General features: G+C 58.4%; 21 protein-coding genes, 1 tRNA gene and 2 pseudogenes. 7 read left to right on the top strand and 17 right to left on the bottom strand.

Annotated features, from left to right (window positions below; genetic code table 11):
* The first annotated feature begins 48 nt into the window (after positions 1-48).
* The 6 genes from aguA (at position 49) to AC3ISG_RS23470 (ending at position 5,523) form a co-directional block, all read left to right on the top strand.
* On the top strand, positions 49-1,155 hold the full coding sequence (aguA, locus tag AC3ISG_RS23495; RefSeq protein ID WP_489298078.1) for an agmatine deiminase: 1,107 nt from the start codon (positions 49-51) through the stop codon (positions 1,153-1,155).
* Between the two features lie 179 nt (positions 1,156-1,334).
* Positions 1,335-1,565, top strand: coding sequence for a hypothetical protein (locus AC3ISG_RS23490; protein ID WP_122534045.1), 231 nt, complete (start codon positions 1,335-1,337; stop codon positions 1,563-1,565).
* A gap of 251 nt (positions 1,566-1,816) precedes the next feature.
* Complete coding sequence (locus tag AC3ISG_RS23485) at positions 1,817-3,085, top strand: OprD family porin (protein ID WP_122534044.1); 1,269 nt, start codon at positions 1,817-1,819, stop codon at positions 3,083-3,085.
* A 356-nt stretch (positions 3,086-3,441) separates the two neighbouring features.
* Positions 3,442-4,218, top strand: coding sequence for an AraC family transcriptional regulator (locus AC3ISG_RS23480; protein ID WP_122622916.1), 777 nt, complete (start codon positions 3,442-3,444; stop codon positions 4,216-4,218).
* Positions 4,219-4,351: 133 nt separating this feature from the next.
* The gene (locus tag AC3ISG_RS23475; protein ID WP_074889899.1) at positions 4,352-4,525 is read left to right on the top strand and encodes a DUF1427 family protein; all 174 of its coding nucleotides are present in this window, start codon (positions 4,352-4,354) and stop codon (positions 4,523-4,525) included.
* A 38-nt stretch (positions 4,526-4,563) separates the two neighbouring features.
* Positions 4,564-5,523, top strand: a complete 960-nt coding sequence (locus AC3ISG_RS23470) for a quinone oxidoreductase family protein (RefSeq protein ID WP_489298077.1) — start codon at positions 4,564-4,566, stop codon at positions 5,521-5,523.
* A 36-nt stretch (positions 5,524-5,559) separates the two neighbouring features.
* Here AC3ISG_RS23470 and AC3ISG_RS23465 read toward each other — a convergent pair whose 3' ends face one another.
* The 15 genes and pseudogenes from AC3ISG_RS23465 to AC3ISG_RS23395 form a co-directional block, all read right to left on the bottom strand.
* Positions 5,560-6,309: a substrate-binding periplasmic protein gene (locus AC3ISG_RS23465; RefSeq protein ID WP_489298076.1), complete on the bottom strand. Its 750-nt coding sequence runs from the start codon at positions 6,307-6,309 to the stop codon at positions 5,560-5,562.
* A gap of 142 nt (positions 6,310-6,451) precedes the next feature.
* The gene (locus AC3ISG_RS23460) at positions 6,452-6,772 is read right to left on the bottom strand and encodes a hypothetical protein (protein WP_037016364.1); all 321 of its coding nucleotides are present in this window, start codon (positions 6,770-6,772) and stop codon (positions 6,452-6,454) included.
* Positions 6,773-6,943: 171 nt separating this feature from the next.
* On the bottom strand, positions 6,944-7,435 hold the full coding sequence (locus AC3ISG_RS23455) for a P-loop nucleotide/nucleoside kinase family protein (RefSeq protein ID WP_489298075.1): 492 nt from the start codon (positions 7,433-7,435) through the stop codon (positions 6,944-6,946).
* A gap of 655 nt (positions 7,436-8,090) precedes the next feature.
* On the bottom strand, positions 8,091-9,029 hold the full coding sequence (locus AC3ISG_RS23450) for an ImmA/IrrE family metallo-endopeptidase (protein ID WP_489298074.1): 939 nt from the start codon (positions 9,027-9,029) through the stop codon (positions 8,091-8,093).
* Positions 9,029-9,340, bottom strand: a complete 312-nt coding sequence (locus tag AC3ISG_RS23445) for a hypothetical protein (protein WP_024694185.1) — start codon at positions 9,338-9,340, stop codon at positions 9,029-9,031. The genes AC3ISG_RS23450 and AC3ISG_RS23445 overlap by 1 nt, the downstream gene beginning before the upstream one ends.
* A 9-nt stretch (positions 9,341-9,349) precedes the next feature.
* On the bottom strand, positions 9,350-9,586 hold the full coding sequence (locus tag AC3ISG_RS23440) for a colicin E3/pyocin S6 family cytotoxin (RefSeq protein ID WP_024694186.1): 237 nt from the start codon (positions 9,584-9,586) through the stop codon (positions 9,350-9,352).
* Between the two features lie 242 nt (positions 9,587-9,828).
* Positions 9,829-10,099 (bottom strand): annotated as a pseudogene (locus AC3ISG_RS23435) (hypothetical protein).
* Positions 10,096-10,296, bottom strand: a pseudogene (locus tag AC3ISG_RS23430) (integrase domain-containing protein); the annotation flags it as partial. The pseudogenes AC3ISG_RS23435 and AC3ISG_RS23430, both read right to left, overlap by 4 nt.
* Before the next feature lie 107 nt (positions 10,297-10,403).
* Positions 10,404-10,694, bottom strand: a complete 291-nt coding sequence (locus AC3ISG_RS23425) for a DUF6124 family protein (RefSeq protein WP_489298073.1) — start codon at positions 10,692-10,694, stop codon at positions 10,404-10,406.
* Positions 10,695-11,140: 446 nt separating this feature from the next.
* Positions 11,141-11,216 (bottom strand) — tRNA-Thr (locus AC3ISG_RS23420).
* Between the two features lie 295 nt (positions 11,217-11,511).
* Entirely contained in the window at positions 11,512-12,717 is a 1,206-nt protein-coding gene (locus AC3ISG_RS23415; RefSeq protein WP_489298072.1) for a methyltransferase, read from the bottom strand.
* A 188-nt stretch (positions 12,718-12,905) separates the two neighbouring features.
* Positions 12,906-13,595 (bottom strand): ABC transporter permease, encoded by a 690-nt coding sequence (locus tag AC3ISG_RS23410; protein ID WP_122622908.1) that lies wholly within the window; start codon positions 13,593-13,595, stop codon positions 12,906-12,908.
* On the bottom strand, positions 13,592-14,287 hold the full coding sequence (locus AC3ISG_RS23405) for an ABC transporter permease (RefSeq protein ID WP_122534033.1): 696 nt from the start codon (positions 14,285-14,287) through the stop codon (positions 13,592-13,594). The genes AC3ISG_RS23410 and AC3ISG_RS23405 overlap by 4 nt, the downstream gene beginning before the upstream one ends.
* A 67-nt stretch (positions 14,288-14,354) precedes the next feature.
* The gene (locus AC3ISG_RS23400) at positions 14,355-15,119 is read right to left on the bottom strand and encodes an ABC transporter substrate-binding protein (protein WP_489298071.1); all 765 of its coding nucleotides are present in this window, start codon (positions 15,117-15,119) and stop codon (positions 14,355-14,357) included.
* Between the two features lie 13 nt (positions 15,120-15,132).
* Positions 15,133-15,906 carry an ABC transporter ATP-binding protein gene (locus AC3ISG_RS23395; protein WP_489298070.1) on the bottom strand — a complete coding sequence of 258 codons (774 nt, stop codon included), beginning with the start codon at positions 15,904-15,906 and terminating at the stop codon, positions 15,133-15,135.
* A 492-nt stretch (positions 15,907-16,398) separates the two neighbouring features.
* Between AC3ISG_RS23395 and gabP the strand changes: the two genes are divergently transcribed.
* Positions 16,399-17,790 (top strand): GABA permease, encoded by a 1,392-nt coding sequence (gene gabP / locus AC3ISG_RS23390; protein WP_489298069.1) that lies wholly within the window; start codon positions 16,399-16,401, stop codon positions 17,788-17,790.
* Between the two features lie 108 nt (positions 17,791-17,898).
* On the opposite strand, the gene AC3ISG_RS23385 is transcribed toward gabP, so the two are convergent.
* Both AC3ISG_RS23385 and AC3ISG_RS23380 read right to left on the bottom strand, forming a co-directional pair.
* Positions 17,899-18,441 carry a cytochrome b gene (locus AC3ISG_RS23385; RefSeq protein ID WP_489298068.1) on the bottom strand — a complete coding sequence of 181 codons (543 nt, stop codon included), beginning with the start codon at positions 18,439-18,441 and terminating at the stop codon, positions 17,899-17,901.
* 90 nt (positions 18,442-18,531) lie between these two features.
* Entirely contained in the window at positions 18,532-19,026 is a 495-nt protein-coding gene (locus AC3ISG_RS23380; RefSeq protein WP_122534028.1) for a hypothetical protein, read from the bottom strand.
* Positions 19,027-19,051: the final 25 nt, after the last annotated feature.

Below are 19,051 nucleotides of genomic sequence, written 5' to 3'. Positions count from 1 at the left end.
CTTATTTGGCCGTAGACGCCCACGTCGTTTCATGGAGTTCTGATTACCGTGACCACTCTCAACAGCACCCCCCGCGCCGATGGCTTCTACATGCCTGCCGAGTGGGCGCCGCAAACGCAAACCTGGATGATCTGGCCCGAGCGTCCGGACAACTGGCGTCTGGGCGGCAAGCCGGTTCAGAACGATCACGTTGCCGTGGCCAAGGCCATCGCCCGTTTCGAGCCTGTCACCGTCGGCGTTTCGGCGGCACAGTACGACAATGCCCGCGCACGACTGAATGTGCCCAACATCCGCGTCGTCGAGCTCAGCAGCAACGACGCCTGGGTGCGTGATAGCGGTCCGACCTTCGTCATCAATGACGCGGGCGAGGTTCGCGGCGTCAATTGGGGCTTCAACGCCTGGGGCGGTTTCGACGGCGGGCTTTACGCACCGTGGAACCTGGATGAACAGGTCGCCAGCAAAGTGTTGGAAATCGAGCGCTGCTCGCGCTACGTCACCGAAGGGTTTGTGCTGGAAGGCGGCTCGATCCACGTTGATGGCGAGGGCACGCTGATCACCACGGAAGAATGCCTGCTCAACCGCAACCGCAACCCGCACTTGTCTCGCGAAGACATTGAAGCCGTGCTGCGCGATCACCTGTCGGTCGAAAAAATCATCTGGCTGCCGGATGGTTTGTACAACGACGAGACCGACGGGCATGTGGATAACTTCTGCTGCTACGTACGCCCCGGTGAAGTGTTACTCGCCTGGACCGATGATCCGAAAGACCCCAATTTCCCGCGGTGCCAGGCGGCCATGAAAGTGCTGGAAAATGCCCGGGACGCCAAGGGACGTCCGTTCGTCGTACACAGGATGCCGATCCCGGGCCCGCTGTTTGCCACTGAAGAAGAGTGCGCCGGTGTGGATCAGGTGCATGGCAGCCAGGAGCGCAACCCATCGGTGCGTCTGGCCGGTTCGTACGTGAATTTTCTGATCGTTAACGGCGGCATCATTGCCCCGTGTTTCGACGATCCGATGGATGACACGGCCCGCAAGATCCTCCAGCAGTTGTTCCCGGAACACGAGGTGGTCATGGTTCCGGGCCGTGAAATGTTGCTGGGCGGCGGCAACATTCACTGCCTGACGCAGCAGCAACCGGCCCCCCATCGCAGCTGAGTTGGTTCGCTTCTTGCTGTCATCAAGCCCATCAGACGATGGGCTTTTTTATGGGCGGACAGTTTCCAGTCGGTCGTAGGAAGATGGGATCCCAAGGCGCGGAATTGCTCGCGCCGGGTCGTCCGTCTGTAACAAAAGCCCCGTAGATTTCGCAGTCCACGACATAAGAGGTTGTCCTTATGAACGCAGGTCATGAGTTGCGAGTGACTCGAGGTTTTTCTGCGAGCAGTGAAGCACGGCAGATGATGGCGGACTGGTTACGGACGACCCGGATCCCGATGGAGCGCATGCCTGACGTGCAGGCGCTGGAGCAACGCGGTGATTTTCGAGAGATGCTCTCCAAGCGTTACCCCATCGGGCTGATCAACGACGCAGAGATCGAAGCAATGTTGGGCCTGCTTCACAGCTGACAAAGGTGTTGTGGATGCGACCACAGACACGGCCTGCCTCGGTTTGACTTTCATCAAATTGACACCCCGGCAGGCCGGGGATAGCATTCGCGGCTCCACCGCCTGTGGCCTAGCGCCATGTACGTGCATCAGTAGTCCACTGCGATGATTTCGTGCGGGCTTCCGGAACGGTTCCAGTTCCGGGGGACGCAATTGCCCACCCCCGGGCATTTGCCACAGCGCGCGATTAATCCGCTCACAAGGACAACAAGATGAAACAGCGTATCGGCCTGCTCGCTCTGGGCATCCTTGCCGCCACTCACGCCATGGCGGACGGTCAGGCAGATTCCAAGGGCTTCGTCGAAGACAGCAGCCTGAAGATCAACCTGCGTAACGCCTACATCAATCGTGACTATAAAAACGGACCGCAGGACCGCTCGGAATGGGGTCAGGCCTTCATGGCTGGCTACACGTCCGGTTTCACCCAGGGCGTGGTGGGCGTTGGCGTTGACGCCTTTGGTCTGTACGCAGCGCGTCTGGACGGAGGCAAGGGCAAGAGCGGCGCGGGCGGTATCGACTTCTTCAAACAGGGCGACAGCGGCAACGCGGCGGACGACCTGTCGCGCTTTGGCGGCGCGGTCAAATTCCGGGTTTCCAATACCGAACTGAAATACGGCGACATGATGCCGGAGCTGCCAGTACTCAATTACGACAACTCGCGTCTGTTGCCTGAGTCCTACACCGGCACCATGATCACCTCCAAAGAGATTAAAGGCCTCACGCTGGTGGCCGGCCGCTTCACTGCCGAAACCCGCAAGAGCGCCGAAGGCCGCGACAGCGGTGATCTGAAAAGCATCAACGTTTACGGCGGCAGCTACAAATTCACCGAAGCCCTGAGCGCCGCGTTTTACGCCTCTGACGACGAAGACGTGCTGAAGAAGCAGTACGTGAACCTGAACTACGTCTGGGCGATGCCGAAAGATCAGTCGCTGACCTTCGACTTCAACGGCTATAAGACCAAGCTGGACAAAGACTTCGCCGTCGACGACGCCCGCGACAACAAGATCTGGAGCCTGGCGGCGACTTGGGCGGTGGGCATCCACTCCTTCACCCTCGCGCATCAGCGCAGCACCGGCGAGACCGGTTACACCTACGGCGGCTACCGCAACGCAGGCGGCACCGGCGATGGCGGCAATACCATCTACCTGGCGAACTCCTACTGGTCAGACTTCAACGGCAAGGACGAGCGTTCGTGGCAGGTGGGCTACGGCGTGAACCTGGGAACAGTTGTCACTCCAGGCCTTAGCTACCGCGTGGCCTACGTGCGCGGCGACAATATCGACGACGGCAGCGGTCGTGGGCGTGGCGAAGAGCGCGAACTGTTCAGCCAGTTGACCTACGTGGTCCAGAGCGGCCCGGTCAAAGACCTGTCGGTGCGCCTGCGTAACTCGTTCCTGCGCGTCTCCAACGATGTGGATCAATACAACGTTGGCGGTAACGAAACGCGGATCTTCGTCGATTACCCGATCAACGTGTTCTGATGTTTGAAGTCTTCTGACTGACGTGAATCTGTAGGAGATTCATGTGGTCCAGACGTCGCGCTTTCGCAAGGCAAACACCATCTCTGTGGGAATGAGCTTGCTCGCGAAGACTGCATGACAGCCGCTGGAGATCTAGCGGCTGTACTCGCCTCTTCGTGAGCAAGCTCACTCCCACGAGTCGAGCGGCGTGCCTGAGATGCTGAGTCGACCCCGATCCTGTGGGAGCGAGCTTGCTCGCGAAAGGCTTACTTCCAGCCCCAGAGGAAATGGCTGAACGTTCCGGCTCCTCGAGCAAGGTGGATCGCCGCCCCGCTCTCCCGCTACCATCGCCGCATCTCACTCCCTTCGGTTTCATCATGGCAATCGCCGCGCCGCCCGACCTCACCGATACCGCCGTCCCCGTGCAACCTTTGTCACGGACGTACCCGCGCGGGTTGTACATCGAGCCCCATGAGCATGAGTGGGGGCAGGTGTTGTATGCGATGTCGGGCGTGATGTGGGTCGAGACCCCCAATGAAGCGCTGGTCGTGCCGCCGCAGCGCGCGGTCTGGCTGCCGCCTGGCGTGCCCCATGCCATCCGCGTGGTGTCGGATCTGGAAATGCGCAACATCTACCTGCGCCCGGCGCTCGCTCGGACTCTCGACACCACGGTTCAGGTGCTGGAAGTCGGTCGCTTGTTGCGCGAATTGATCGTCGGTCTAGTGGCCGAGCAGGACAAGGAGTCGGACTACTACGAGGCCGTGGTGAACCTGGCGTTGCTCGAACTCAAGCGTGCCCGGCGTTCGCTGCTGAAAGTGCCGATGCCCGATGACAGCGACCGCAGGCTGATGAACGTGTGCCAGGCGGTGATGATCGAGCCGTCCATCGACGTGTCGTTCGAACAGCACGCCGAAAACGCCGGTGCCAGTGTGCGGACGCTGTCCCGGCTGTTTCAGGCGGTGCTCGGCATGGGTTTCGCCGAATGGCGGCGACAGGTGCAACTGGCGACCTCGGTGGCGGGGATCATTCAGGGCGTGCCGGTCAACGCCATCGCCCGTTCCATGGGGTATTCGCCGAGCAGCTTCAGCGACATGTTCCGCCGCGAACTGGGCATGGCGCCTTCTCAGTACCCGGTCGCTGATCCCGCTAGCTAGCGCGTGCGCTGCTTCTGTCCGAAATTCAGAAGCTCTTGGCCGGTAGCGCCTGCCGATCCTTCTTACACTCTGGTCATCGCTTAACGCAGTCGCGCCGCCATCGAGCCGCGCGTCCCACGCACCGGAGTTTGTCATGAGCTACGTCATTTCCCTCGCCATCGGTATCGCCGTCGGTTTGCTGTACGGCCTGCTGGATTTCCGTTCACCCGCACCGCCTCTGGTCGCACTGGTTGGCCTGCTCGGCATGCAAGCCGGTGAATGGCTGTGGCCGGTGGGCAAGCAGTTCTTGTCCAATCTGGCGTCCTGAATCGACGACTTCCCTTTCCCCACTCTGGATGAATCCATATGAAAGCTCTGCATTTCTCCCGCACCGGCGACTTGGCTGCGCTGGAAGTCGTCGATCTGCCCACGCCTGTCCCGACGGCTGGCGAAGTTCTGGTGCAGGTCAAGGCCGCAGGCCTGAACCCCAGCGACGTCAAAAACGTCCTGGGCCGTTTCCCCTACACCACGATGCCTCGCATTCCGGGTCGTGACTTCGCGGGCGTTGTCGTCGAAGGCCCGCAGGAACTGATCGGCAAAGAAGTGTGGGGCACTGGCAAGGAAATCGGCTTTGTCCGCGACGGCTCCCACGCGGGCTACATCACCCTGTCGGCCAGAGGCGTGGCGATCAAACCGGCGTCGCTGACTTTCAGCCAGGCCGCCAGCCTGGGCGTCCCGTACACCACGGCGTGGGACGCGCTTGAGCGCAGCCTCGTGCAGGCTGGCACTCGGTTGCTGGTCATCGGTGCCAATGGCGCGGTGGGGAGCGCCGCCATCGCACTGGCGAAGATACGCGGCGCCCAGGTGCTGGCAGCGGTGCGTAAACCCGACCAGCTGAAAACGCTGCAAGAGCAAGGCTTCAACGCGATCCAGCTCGACAAGCCGGAAGACCTGGGCACTCAAGTGAACGCGGTTTTTTCAGGCGGCGCCGACGTGATCTTCGACACCACCGGCTTCTGGCTGCCGGCTTCTGTGCCTGCGTTGGCGCAATTCGGTCGCATCGCAATTATTGCCGCGCCAACGGACGGTCACGTGCAACTGCCGGCGCTGGCGCTGTACCGCAAGGGCGGTTCGGTGGTGGGGATCAACTCGTTGCTGTACGGCGTTGAAGCCTGCGCGCGGATGCTTGAGCAGTTCGGCAAACAGTTCGACGACGGCACCTTGCCGCTGCCGACCGGCCTGATTGAATCACCGCTGGAAGAGGGCCTGGCGCGTTACGCCGATGTGAATCAAGGCGGCGCTGACAAGGTGATTTTGCTGCCGTGACAGGCGAGCATGGGCGTTAGAGCAGCGCTGACCCGATCACTGGACGGGCAGCCCTTTCAGATAGTCATGCTGGACGCGTTTGATCGACCCGTTTGACTGAAGCTTGTCGATCGCCGCCCTAAGCTTCTCGACCATCTGAGGGTCGCAGTCCTTGGAGCACGCCAGATACAGATCGGCGGTCATCAACGGCCTGCTCATCAACAGCGGCCACTCGCTGATCTGCTTCCAGATGTAGAGCGTTTCCGGCACGCCGTTAAACCACGCATCCACCCGGCCCTTGAGCAACATCAGCGCCGGGTTCTCGCCGATCTTCAGCGGATAAATCTGAGCGGCTGAAAAGCCTTCCTCACGTAGCCGCGTCTCCTGCGCCGAGCCACTGCCGACGGCGATCATCTTGAAGGTCTGGCGCGCCTCTTCAAAACTCTCGACATGACGATCAAGGCTGAAAAACGCCCGGTCCATCGTCATCACCGGAGCGATCCAGGTGAAGCTGTCTTCACGACTTTGTGTGCGGGTCAGCGGCGCGATGAGCCTGTTGGTGCCCAGCATCACGTCCCGTTGCGCCCGTGGCCACGGAGGTGAGAGCAGGTGAGCGGAATACCCGGCCATTGCCATGGCCTGCAGGGTGATGTCGCCCGCTATCCCGTGCTGGTCACCCTGGCTGGCCATGGTCAGCGGCGGAGCCTCGGCCACGTACACGTCAACGAAAGGAAGTGCATACGCCATCGACGAGCACGCCAAGAGCGCACCGGCCGCGTAACGGATACAACAGGAAATCCATTTCATGGCAGTCATGCTCAAAGGGAATAGGGCGTCAAAACAGGTCTTGTGCCTGGCTTGCTATCCAGTCTGGCATTGGTTAGTCGTCTCTGCCGGGCACAGCGCGCATCCTGCGTAAGTTTCGGGGAAAAATTTGAGCAAAGGCGAATCAGGTCTTGTTGTGCTCATTGGTGTAGCGGCCGCTCAGCACCCAGCCACACTCCAGCAAGGTTTCAATCCAGTCCTCGTACGAGTCGTCCACGTCCAGCAAGTTCATGAACTGATCTTCGATATGGCACCGAAAGGTCTGCTCCTCTACGTTCCACTCCACATCCCGAATCCGCCAGACGCGCTGCATCGGCAACTGAATGTTCAAGCCATGGAAGGGGACGAACGGCAGCTCCACTTCGTAAAGCAGCTTGGACCATTCAGACGAAATCTCCGGGGTCTGGTGGGTCCAGACGTACTTGATCAATCGGACTTTGTGCACGGTTGGGCCTTCTATCGTGTTTCTGATGGCGGGTCGCTGTCCTGACGCAGACGCGAGGGCCCGTTGGATGGGTATACGTTACTCGATGGGGGCGGGATGGGGGAGGGGGCGCTTTGAATCTTAGAGCGCCATTTGAACCTAATAGTTTGGTTCCCTCTGGGTGGCAGCCGTTTAGGCGTGATCCTGGTGAATGACCACGTTGAGCCCTTCTTCCTGATCTGGGGCGACGAAGTAGCTGGTGATCAGATCGAATTCAGCGTCGGTTGCTGCGAAGTCGTGTTCACCGCCTTCATTTCTCAGGTGCAGCCGGGCGCGGCAGGTTTCGTCGTCGACGTCGATGAAGTGAAGGCTGTGCGAGGCCTGTGCGGTAGCAGCCAGACTGCGTAACCAGTGGCGGTCTGCGGGAGTATTAGCGGGGAAATCGAGAACCACATTGATCCTGGCCTTTAGCATGTCGATGACTAAAGGGCCTACGACATCTCGGAGCCTTCTTGAGAGTGTTACGTAGTCTGCGACTGAGTGGATCTGGTCTGGGTAGAGTCTTGAGAGCCAATGGTCTTCGGTCAGCAGGATCGCTGCATGTTCGGCTTTTAGAGAGTTCGCCACGGTGGATTTCCCGGATGCGATCTTGCCGCACAGGAGGTGGAGCGTGGGATTGGCCATGGAGACGCGTCCTTATGTCGAAGCACGATGATGCCCGTGGATTGAGGCGGGGACAATGAGGGTCTGTGTGGAGATGGCTGAGGCTTTTCAGTTGGTGAATGTGTGCCGCAATTCCCACACTGAAACGCCCAAATAAAAAAGGCCCACCTCTCGGTGAGCCTTTTAGCTTAATCTGGTGCGGCACCAGACGAACGGTTGCTTGCTGTGAGGATAGGAAATTCGCGGGGCTGGAATCTGGTGAGTTTATTGGCGTACCTCAGAGGGTAGCTATAAATAAATCAGCTAGTTATGGCGTTTGGTGGAATCGAATTGGGGATCAGGTGGTCGCCAAGTTCGCCAAGTTCGCCGCGTTCAACCTGACCACGAACATAAGCCGCGTAATCGGCCAACACCTGCTGATCAATCTGCCGCCCATCATTGAACTTAGGGTCATCCTCAGACCGGCATCACACCACGAACTTTTGCCACCGATCTGCGTGCGCCTTGACCGCGCCGTAATTTCCACCCCTACGTGATTGGCTAGGTGAAGAGGTGATTAGCTTCAAGCCGTACGAAGTGCCCAGTGGCATTTTAAGCTCGCTTGCTAAAATAGAAAAAGCCGCCGATTGGCGACACTTAGTCAGATCTTTTAAATGCCGAACTACATCCTGACGAACTATTTCTTTTGTTGAGCTCGCAGCATTAGTTCTTTTACACGTTTGATTACATACTGCTCAAAAAGCGCGTGATCTTTGAATCCTGGTAGTTGGCTTCGAGATCTGAAAGATCTCAAGACGCCCCCGCAAATATCATCCTCGGCTAAGTGTTTGTTCTTATCAAATGCTGCCGACATGATTGCGTTAATGCTGCCAAGCTTAGGCTTTAAATTCGTATCATCAAGGATTTGATTAAGAATTTCTCGCCATGGACGAGTATCAATCTCAATTATTTCTTTACCTTTGAATGACCAAGAGCAAAAGGACATTCCGTCCACGGAAAATTCTTCGTATTCGTGATCTATATCTTTGTAAAGTCGGCGAGGATAAGAGCTTCTGTCGTCATGCGGAGCGAATCTGGTGCGCTTGGTTTGAAAAATGGCCCCGTCGCCTTCATTAAGGCGAGCACAGGCTATCGGTGCATCCAATTCATTGAAGATCTTGTAAAAAACAGCCTCCTTTGAAGCTCCGGTCAAAGCGAGAACTTTTCTAAAAAAACTCTCAATCGATGCACATTCACTGAATAGTGATTTCAACCAATCAGTCGGCATTAATAATTCAGCGGCGAACCTATTGGCTTCTTGCTCCATCACGTAATAATCTTGATCGTCGGATCCGGGGTCTAGGTGCGATACCACAGTTCCAGTGTGCCAAGGGATTACGATATGTCCGATCTCATGAGCTAAGGTAAAACATTGCCTTGTCTCGGGATAGTCGCTGTTAATGTAAATTGTCGGCCGATCTTGCTCGCCAATTCCGACAGTTATACCGTCGGCTTTGAAAGGAAAGCTTCGATAACGCACCTCGCCGAAAGTGTTTGCCAAATCCAGAAGGTCGTATGGAGGAGTCAGGTTTTTTCGTTTAAGTACTCTAGCAGCCATCCGTTCTTCTGGAGACATTAACTACCTTCCTCGTCTTTCAACCACTCTATGATACGCTTCGCTTCTAATGGTGAAGACGCGCGAGCAGCCAGAGCGTATCGGTCCCTGTTCAACTCTTCTTCAAAACTTATTCCATGTTTTCTTGCCGATAGAATATATGGAAGCATAGAAGGGTTTGTGGACCAGACCGAGTATTCTTCCCAGGTCATGCCAAGATATTCGTGAAGTTCCTGGTCAATACCTTTTCGGCCTTCGTGCCAGTCCTCGACGAAGTCATCTACTTCATCGGTCAATACATCGCCTCTAAGGCAAAGTTTTACAAAGCTCATGTCAATCCCCTAGTTTGGGTTAAACCGCCGTCCTCTGACGGGTGGTTTCAAGGTTATCCCCGTTTTAGGACATACCGAGCCCAAGTGGTAACCGCGCTTATCAAATACCTCAAACTCCCCGTGAAGGGAGTCCCAAGAATAGTAGCGCTGTTCGTTGGGATCGAAATAGTATTGCCTGCCACCCTCGACTTTGTGCTTCTTAAAGCTGTCGACAATGGAAGGCTTGGGTCGTGCAATGCCGCCCATCTGAACTCCTTCGCTTTTTGTTCGCCTCGCTCCCTTCGTCCGTGGAGCCGTTTGGCAGAATGCTATCTGATAAAGCACCGATTGTCTGTAACACTTGATGCTACCGAGATCTGCATTCAAGTGTGCGGAAGAAGCGAGAATATTGAGAAGTGCGTAAAAGTGGAAAACGATTAGCTAGGCCATCCCGATAGCTGGGCGGGCTGTCTCGGGTGTCGGACATGGCCATCAGGATCATGCCTCGGTCAGATGTTGAAAACCCATGATGTATTTAGACGCCGAGCGAGCAGCCGGATCGTCAACATGTAATAGTACCGATTCGCTGCGTTGACGAATGCGATGATTTAGAAACCAAGCCAAATGCTTTCTTTGCCAAAACCAAGGGTTTTTTCGCTGCCAGCGTTCTGCGATTGCAGCGTGGATAATCGTTGCCTGCCGCAAATGGCGTTTCCGCGTTGCTTGTGACCCGGTCAGTACGCCGCCCAAGAAGACCTCCATATCGAAAGGTTCAGTCATGGTCGCCCTCCAATGTAGGCGCCGACCACGTCAATCCGGCCGTGCCCCATTTCATAGCTGACTTGCGTCCGAGCCTCACGATCAAGACTCCTATCTACCTGAGAACATTCACCGCCGTTGATAGGTGCTTGGTGCAGGGTGATCTGCTCGTAGAGCTCACATGCATACGCCGCTCGCAGCTCATGGAAGCCTTGTACGAGTTGGGCTGCAGCAGCGATAGGAGCGCCCGTCTCTTTCCGGGAGCAAGAGACGGGCGCAGGTTGGCGCAAGGAAATGCCTACGCGAATAGATCGCAGCGGGGCAGCTACAAAGACGAACCGCCCACCTTGGCGATCGACACCTCAATCAACGCCCGCGCCGCATCAAGCTGATGCACCACCGAGCGCGCTAACGGGCGGAATTCCAGCGTGCAGTTATCTGCGACTTCGTAGGCGGTGGCTGCGGCGCAGGCGAGGTATTCGGAGGCGGTGAGCAATGCGTCCTCAGCTCTTACGCCGGGCTTGACCGAGAGCAGGCTCAGGTTGCCGAGGTTGGCGTTGGTGCAGGTTGATTGTGGGGCGGGTGTTTCGGGTGGGTGAGGGGTGGATCTAATCATGGTGTCTCTCCTGACTTGGATGAGACCGACACCGTTCGCGACTAAACGAATAGGTGGCGGCTGTACGCGGGTTAGTCGACCGGGAAGTCAGGCACCCGGCGCACCCGAAGGTGCCCCTCGTACAGCCACCATAAAAGGACAGAACCGATGTCGATGACAGCGGCTCAGGTTATGGGGCGTTACGCGCCTGACGTGTTCGGGCGACTAAACCCGGTCGTTGTTTGCAACGACACGCGGGAAGGTAGTCGCCGGATCAGACACGTTCAAGCGGTCGAGAGGATATCGCTTAATTTCAGAAGCGTCCTACGGGATTTCGGACTTTTTGTGGGGGTTGGGCGGGGAGGTAGGGCGGTAGTGCGGCGGAGTGCGCTTTCGCGGGGATTGGCGGTGTGGCATTTGGCACAAACAAAAAAGGCCCACCTTTCGGTGAGCCTTTTTGCTAAGTCTGGTGCCGGCACCAGGAGTCGAACCCGGGACCTACTGATTACAAGTCAGTTGCTCTACCAACTGAGCTATACCGGCGTTGTGGGCGCTGATTATAGGGATTTGATCTGGCGAGTAAAGCCCTAATTTCAGTTTTTTCGCGGCCCTTATGCCGGAAGGTGATTACCGTTATTCACAATCCGCACAAACCGAAGGCGACGATCGGTCAGATTCGGGAACCATTCTCAATCGTTCGCAAGCTACTGTTTTAGCGCCAATTTTACGCTGCCTAAAAAATGAACAAATGGTTACATCCCTCTCACGGCAGGATTTCCGGGCGTTCGCTGGAATTTCATCAACAGACTTATCCACAGGCGCGCGCGTCAAAAAATGCTCACGGCCATTCTGCGAGAATGAGCAGATTCCGCGGAGTGATTTGGCTGTCGCAGAAGGTGCCGATGCGCACGTCATACCCGCACTCAGTCAGATAAAGCGCGCGGTCCAGGATGAGCCACATCTCCAATGGCCGGCGGAAGAGGTTGCGCAGCAATTCGAGGTTGCGCACTTCGGCCAGACGCCTCCAGCCCGCCGCTTCAAATGCCTCCCAGTGCTGAACGCCGGGGGAGGGGAGTTGCTTGAGTTCGGCGAGGTCGCGGCAATAGTCGGCGAAGGTTTTGTCGAGCCAGGCGCTGGGCAGTGAGGGTGTTGGCAGATAGTCGTCGATGCCACGTAGCTCTCGCTGCAGCAGGTCGAAGCCGAGGCGTCGGGCCATGGAGGTGTCGCGCTGGCGGCGCACGCGGGCGCCGGCGGTGACGGTTTCGCTGAGGGGCAGGCCGAGGTCATCGATGGAGAGCGTGAGCGTGGACGCTTTGCCCTGCTGGGAGATCGGTACGTAGTGCTCGCCGACGATGCGGTTGTAGCAGCAGGGCGCGATGGCCAGTTGTCGGCAGCGTGCGTGGCTGGCGAGGTGCATGAGGCGCACATGAAGGTCGCCGCAGGCGTGCAAAGCGACGGGCGTGTGATGCGCTTCCAGGCGCCCGGCTGGATCGTCGGCCATAACGTCTTGGTGCAGATGGTCGGCGGTGAGGCCCAGTTTTTCGCTGAGATGCCTTCCTGATTCAACCAGGTCCGCATCGTATTCCAGGCAGGTCAGCGACTGACCGCCATGGGCGAGGCGTCGACCGAGATGGCCTTTGCCCGAACACCAATCCAGCCAGTGGGTTGGCTGCCTTTGAAAGCTCAAGCGGCTGGCGAAGGCTTCGATTTGCTGCCATTTGCGGCCGGGTACGTCGACGCTCATGCGCGATGACACAGGCGCCAGACTAACGGGGGGCAGCGCGTCGATCTCACTTAACGCCGTCGCTTGTAAAGCCAGCTGAGCAAAGGGCTGAGGCGCATCGAGAAGTCCGGGGTGGTTGTGTGCAGCTTCTGCTTCTTCGAGCGAACGCTGCCGCAGCCAGCGTGACAGCTCCGGGTGCTGCGACTCCCACGGCAGGTGGCGATGGGTGAAGGGGCGCGGGCGCCACAGGGCCTGATGCTCCAGGAGGAAGGCATCGAGCGCTGCGAACCGGGATTGGAGTTGCGTGAGTGTGAGTGGCATTGGATTAAGGCAGTCGGGATATGCGTTGCAGCATACGGTGAATCATGGGCAGGGAGCGCACTTCAGCCACGGTGATCTTTGGCGGCTGAAGTGACGCTTTCGCGAGCAAGCTCGCTCCCACATGGACCGCGTTCTCTGCGTGAGTAAGCTTGCTCCCACAGGTTTCCCGCTAGAGCGCGCATCAGGCTTCACCGCCCTTGGCTGGCGTCCACCCGCAAGTACCGCTCCAGCAGTTTGAAGCCTTGCACCAGCACGAACGACATCACCAGATAGATCAGCCCGGCGATCAGGAAGGTCTGCTCCGGCATGTAGGTCCGCGCGTTGATGGTGCGGGCCATGCCGGTGATGTCGAGCAGGGTCACGGTGCTCGCCAATGCGCTGGCCTTGAGCATCAGAATGACTTCGTTGCTGTATGCCGGCAGGCCGATGCGCGCGGCGCGGGGCAGGATGATGTACAGCAGCGCTTTGCCTTTGGACATGCCGAGTGCGCGGGCCGCTTCGATTTCGCCAGGCGGCACCGCCTGAATGGCGCCGCGCAGGATCTCCGCGATGTAGGCGGTGGTGTGCAGCGTCATGGTCAGCGCCGCGCAGAAGAACGGATCGCGCAGGTAAGGCCACAGCGGCCCTTTGGTGACGGCGTCGAACTGCGCCAGGCCGTAATACACCAGAAACAGCTGCACCAGCAGCGGCGTGCCACGGAAAAAGAAGATGTAGGCGTAAGGCAGCGCCCGGACATAGGCGTTACGCGATGCGCGAGCGATGCCCAGCGGTATGGCGAGGATAAGGCCGGCAATCACCGCGACGGCGACCAGCTCCAGCGTGACGGTGGCGCCGTGCAGCAGTTTCGGCAGCCACTTGAGGACAAATTCCCAACTCATGACGCGCTCCTCACAAAGCCCACGGATGCGCGTTTTTCCAGCCATGCCAGGCCGATCATCGACAGCGCGGTCATGCACAGGTACATCAGCGCCGCGACCATATAGAAGGTGAAAGGCTGCTTGGTGGACGTGACAGCGATCTGCGCGTGGCGCATGACCTCCTCAAGGCCGATGACCGACACCAGCGCGGTGTCCTTCATCAAAATCATGAACAGGTTACCCAGTCCCGGCAGCGCGATGCGCCACATCTGCGGCATCACCAGTTTGAAGAAGATGCGTGAGCGCGACATGCCCAGCGCAAGCCCCGCCTCGCGATGACCCTTCGGGATCGACAGCATGGCGCCGCGAAACACCTCGGTGGCGTACGCGCCGAAGCACAGGCCCAGGGCAATGACGCCAGCCGCGAACGCACTCAGCGACAGGTTGGGAATATCGAACAGCTTGCCGATCGCCCGCATCGAGCTGACCGTGCCGAAGTAGATCAGCAATACCCACAGCAATTCGGGGATGCCGCGCACCAGCGTGGAGTAAGTGCCGCCCAGCCACTGCAAGGCCCGATTCGGCGAAGTCTTCGCCAGCGCCCCGAGCAGGCCGAGGACCAATCCCAGGCAGAGGGCCGACAGCGCAAGTTGAAGTGTCATCAGCATGCCGGCGGCCAGGGCCGGGCCGAATCCATAGAGATCGAAGTTCATGGCTTTGTTTGTCTAGAGGGCAGGCGCCGCTGCCTATAAGGGAAGGCAGCAGCGCAGGTCAGGCAGGTCAGAGGATGCTGAACGGGAAGTACTTGTCGTTGATCTTCTTGTAGGTGCCGTCGGCGATGATTTCTTTCAGTGCTTCGCTCAGCTTGTCGCGCAGCGGGTCGTCTTTACGCACCGCGATGCCGATCTTGTCGTCAACCGGAAGCGCATCACCTTTGAACTCGAAGCTCTGGCCTTCCTTGCCTTTCAGCCACTCATAGCTGGCGTATTTATCGCCGAGCAGTGCGTCGAGGCGGCCCGAGGCCAGGTCGAGAAAGGCGTTTTCCTGGGAGTCGTACAGCTTGACGGTCACGTCGTCGCCCCAGTTGTCTTCCAGCCACGAGCCGGAAAGCGTCGCACGTTGTGCGCCGATGGTCTTGCCCTTCAGCGTCTCCTTGATGGCGGCCAGGTCGCCGCTGAGGTTGGTGGTTTTTGGCGCGACGAACTGCAGCTTGTTGGAGTAGTACGGGATAGTGAAATCCACGGCCTGCATGCGCTCTTCGGTGATCGACATCGACGAGATCAGGAAGTCGAACTTCTGCGCGTTGAGCGCTGGAATGATGCCGTCCCAATCGGACGTGACCGTTTCACACGTCACTTTCATCTTGGCGCACAGGGCGTTGCCGATCTCTACATCAAAGCCCACCACCTGACCGCTGGCGTCCTTGTTGTTGAACGGCGGATAGGCGCCCTCGATGCCCATTTTCAGGGTCTCGGCAGCAAAGGCGCTGGAGGCCATTGCCAGGGTGGCGGCAGCGGCCAACAGAATAGTTCTCAGGGTCTGCATCGATGTTGCTCCGTTAGCGATTGCTGGACATGAATTGTTTGCAGCGCGCCGACCGCGGGTCATCGAAGACCTGGTCTGGCGATCCTTGTTCTTCTACCAGCCCTTGGTGCAGGAAAACCACTTCGCTGGACACCTGCCGGGCGAAATTCATTTCGTGGGTCACCATCAGCATGGTCCGGCCTTCTTCGGCCAGGCCACGAATAACGCTAAGCACTTCCTGCACCATCTCGGGATCGAGGGCAGAGGTAGGTTCATCGAACAGAATGACCTTGGGCTGCATCGCGAGCGTGCGCGCAATGGCGGCACGTTGTTGCTGGCCGCCCGACAATTGTGCCGGATAGGCATGACGCTTGTCGGCGATCCCCACTTTGGCCAACAGCGCTTCGGCGACTTCAGTGGCCTCGGCTTTGCTCTGCCCCAGCACACGACGCGGCGCCTCGGTGATGTTATCGAGGACGGTCATGTGCGGCCACAGATTGAAATTCTGAAAAACAAAGCCGATCTCGCTGCGCAGGCGGTTGATCTGACGGTTGTCGGCGGCGATCAGTTCACCTTTGCGGATGGCTTTGAGCTTGAGCTCTTCCCCGGCAATGAGAATCTGCCCCTGATGGGGGTTCTCCAGCAAATTGATGCAGCGCAGCAGCGTCGACTTGCCTGAGCCGGAGGAACCCAGAATCGAAATCACGTCGCCATCGCGCGCGCTCAGCGAGATGCCCTTGAGCACGTCGAGTTGGCCGTAGCGTTTGTGCAGATTGCGGATTTCCAGGGCGGGCGTGGCCTCGGCCATGTTCAGTCCTCGTGTGTTCGGTGAGCTCATCGGGTTGCCAGTTGGACACAACCTGGCGGTCGCACGGTCGTGCGGCGCGAGCTTCATAAGGATGAGCTTGATGAGCGCTGGCATTGAATGCCGTTGCGCAAAAAGGGCGCGATGGTGCCAGCTTTAACCGTCGTGGGGAAGGGTGTTTCGGCCATGAGCGCAATCGACGGCCATTCTTGTGCGCTTATTTGGTGCCGTTTCGTATTTAGTGTGTATTTTCGGTGCGGCTAATCGTCACCCTCCTGTTGCTCCAAGTAACGTTTCCTACACGAGTGGCGAATTGCTATTGCATTCATGGACTTGCGGAAATCGTCTGGAGTGGGCGTATCCCGCTGCGACGTCGCATTTGAAACATCTTGGCGTAATTCTTGCGTAAAAAATAAATAACAGAGCTGTTGTGTTCTCTTTACGAAGAGCCTCTACACGTCCTGATCCGTACAAAATCCTTCTAAGGTTGGTTCCATGAGCAGTACACCCAACGCTTCAAACCTTGAACAAGGGCTCAAACCGCGGCACATCACGATGCTCTCTATCGCCGGCGTCATCGGCGCTGGCCTCTTCGTCGGCTCCGGCCACGCGATCGCCGAAGCAGGGCCGGCCGTGCTTCTGGCGTACGGCGCCGCAGGCACGCTGGTGGTACTGGTGATGCGCATGCTGGCGGAAATGGCTGTCGCTTCGCCTGACACCGGTTCTTTTTCGACCTACGCCGACCGCGCGATCGGGCACTGGGCCGGCTTCACCATCGGTTGGTTGTACTGGTGGTTCTGGGTGCTGGTCATTCCGCTGGAAGCCAACGCCGCCGCGACCATCCTGCACGCGTGGTTCCCGAACGTTGCGATCTGGGCATTCACGCTGGTGATCACCCTGCTGCTCACCGCGACCAACCTGTTCAGCGTGAAGAACTACGGAGAGTTCGAGTTCTGGTTCGCCCTGATCAAAGTGCTCGCGATCATCGGCTTTGTGGTGCTGGGCATTGCGGCGGTGTTGGGTCTGCTGCCGAACAGCCAGGTCAGCGGCGTCAGTCACTTGTATGACACGCAGGGCTTCCTGCCTAACGGCATGGGTGCGGTGCTGGCGGCGATGCTGACCACCATGTTCTCGTTCATGGGGACGGAGATTGTCACCATCGCGGCGGCAGAGTCGAAGAATCCTGGCCAGCAAATTACCAAGGCCACCAACTCGGTGATCTGGCGGATCTGCCTGTTCTACCTGCTCTCGATCCTCCTCGTCGTCTCGCTGGTGCCGTGGAACGACAGCCGCTTGGCTGAAGTGGGTTCGTACCAGACCGTGCTCGACCTGATGGGCATTCCGAACGCCAAGCTGATCGTCGACATCGTCGTGCTGGTCGCAGTGACCAGTTGCCTGAACTCGGCGCTGTACACGGCTTCACGCATGCTGTTTTCCCTCGGCAAACGGGGTGACGCCCCTGCTGTTTCCCAGCGCACCACCAAAGCCGGCACGCCTTACTGGGCGGTGCTGCTGTCGACCGGCGCTGCGTTTGCTGCCGTGTTCGCCAACTACGTTGCGCCCGCGGCGGTCTTCGACTTCCTGCTGGCAAGCTCGGGCGCCATCGCGCTGTTGGTGTACCTGGTGATTGCCGTGTCCCAGCTGCGTATGCGCCGCAAGCGTGAAGCAGAAGGCCAGGCGGTGGATTTCCGCATGTGGCTGTTCCCCGGCCTGACGTGGGCGGTGATCGTGTTCATCGTCGCCGTGCTGACCATCATGCTGTTCCAGGAAGGCCACCGTATGGAAATCATCGCCACCGGGCTGCTGAGCCTGATGGTTGTGGCAGCAGGCCTGATCGTTTCAAGCCGTCGCAAGGCGGGGAAGGCAGGGAAAGTTGTGTTGAATTGATGGGGGAGTGAGTCGGTGTGACCGACCGCTGCCGAGAAGCCGCTATCAGGGATGATGGCGGTTTTTTTTTGGCTCCACGATTGGGTCGCGCAGAGGAGATTCGGCGGCTTAGCTCATCCTGCTCAGCACTGATTTTCCGCGCACCTGATGCAGTACCACCGCCGCCAGATGCAGCGCTACCAAACCTGCCAACGCTGCGCACAGGACGTGGTGCAGCTGATGCAACTCCAGCAGCGCGATCTTTGAGTGAATGAGCTGTGGCAGCGGCACCAGCGCCAGCAGCATCACCGGATGGCTCATCATCAGCACCCCAGTAATCAGCACGCCCGCCACCGTCCCGTAGATCGCCTTGTGCGCAGCGCTCGCCAGTCGCGCCTGGACGTTTTTAGCGGAGTGCCGCGCAGGGGCTCTGATCGCCAGCCACAACCGCCACGCGAAGAACGGAATAAACAGACTGGTCAGTTGGGGGTTGAACGACTCAACCCACAGCCGAAATGGGTCGTTCTGATCCAGCAATGCCACGCCGAAGCCGCTGAACGTCGCCCACAGGATGACGGCAGCAGACAACCAATGCAGGACAATTCGGGTTCGGGAGTAAGCGCTCGTTTCGCCTGGGATGGGTTCAGGCGAAGGAGTGTTTGGGAGTGTCAAAACGGCTAGCCTTTAGTTGAGAAGGAGTTGCATTCTCGTAATGGCGCAAAGCTACCGTTTTGACCGGGGTCATGTAAATCAAAAAACGTTTTAAGAACGCCCGCCTGCACCTTTCGCGTTCTTTTTCTGCAGGATCACGGACGCTTCGTTGTAGGCAGTCTGGAAGGCATCGCTGCCGATCCATTCAACGGCCGCGTCTTCATCTTCCTCGTGGAAGAGCCCGCGGTAGGTGATCAGCAGGCCCATCATGAAGTCGGTCGCCGGCTCTTCGTCTTCTTCAGCAATCACCAACTCCAGCACCGGGTATTGCAGGAAGACCACGCACAGCGCCAGCAGGCTTATCGATTCCGCCTGCTTCATTGCTTCGAACAGGTCGTCGAAGTCCGCCGGGTCGAAACCGTTCTCTTCGATGTCTTTGAAATCGAACGTGCTCAGATCAATTTCGACGTCATCGAAAGGCTCGTTGACGAAGGCGTGGTTGAGCACCGGGTGAATGACGCTCGGCCGGGCCTTGCCGGAACGGTTCTGCTTGGCCTTGGCCTTTGCACGCTGGGCGCGCTTTTGCTGTTTGTCGGGGGAGGCCATGACGGCGGTTCCTTGTGCGGTGCAG

The sequence above is a fragment of the Pseudomonas sp. GL_135 genome (genome assembly GCF_057834665.1).
This window is presented reverse-complemented; position numbering and strand designations above follow the sequence as displayed.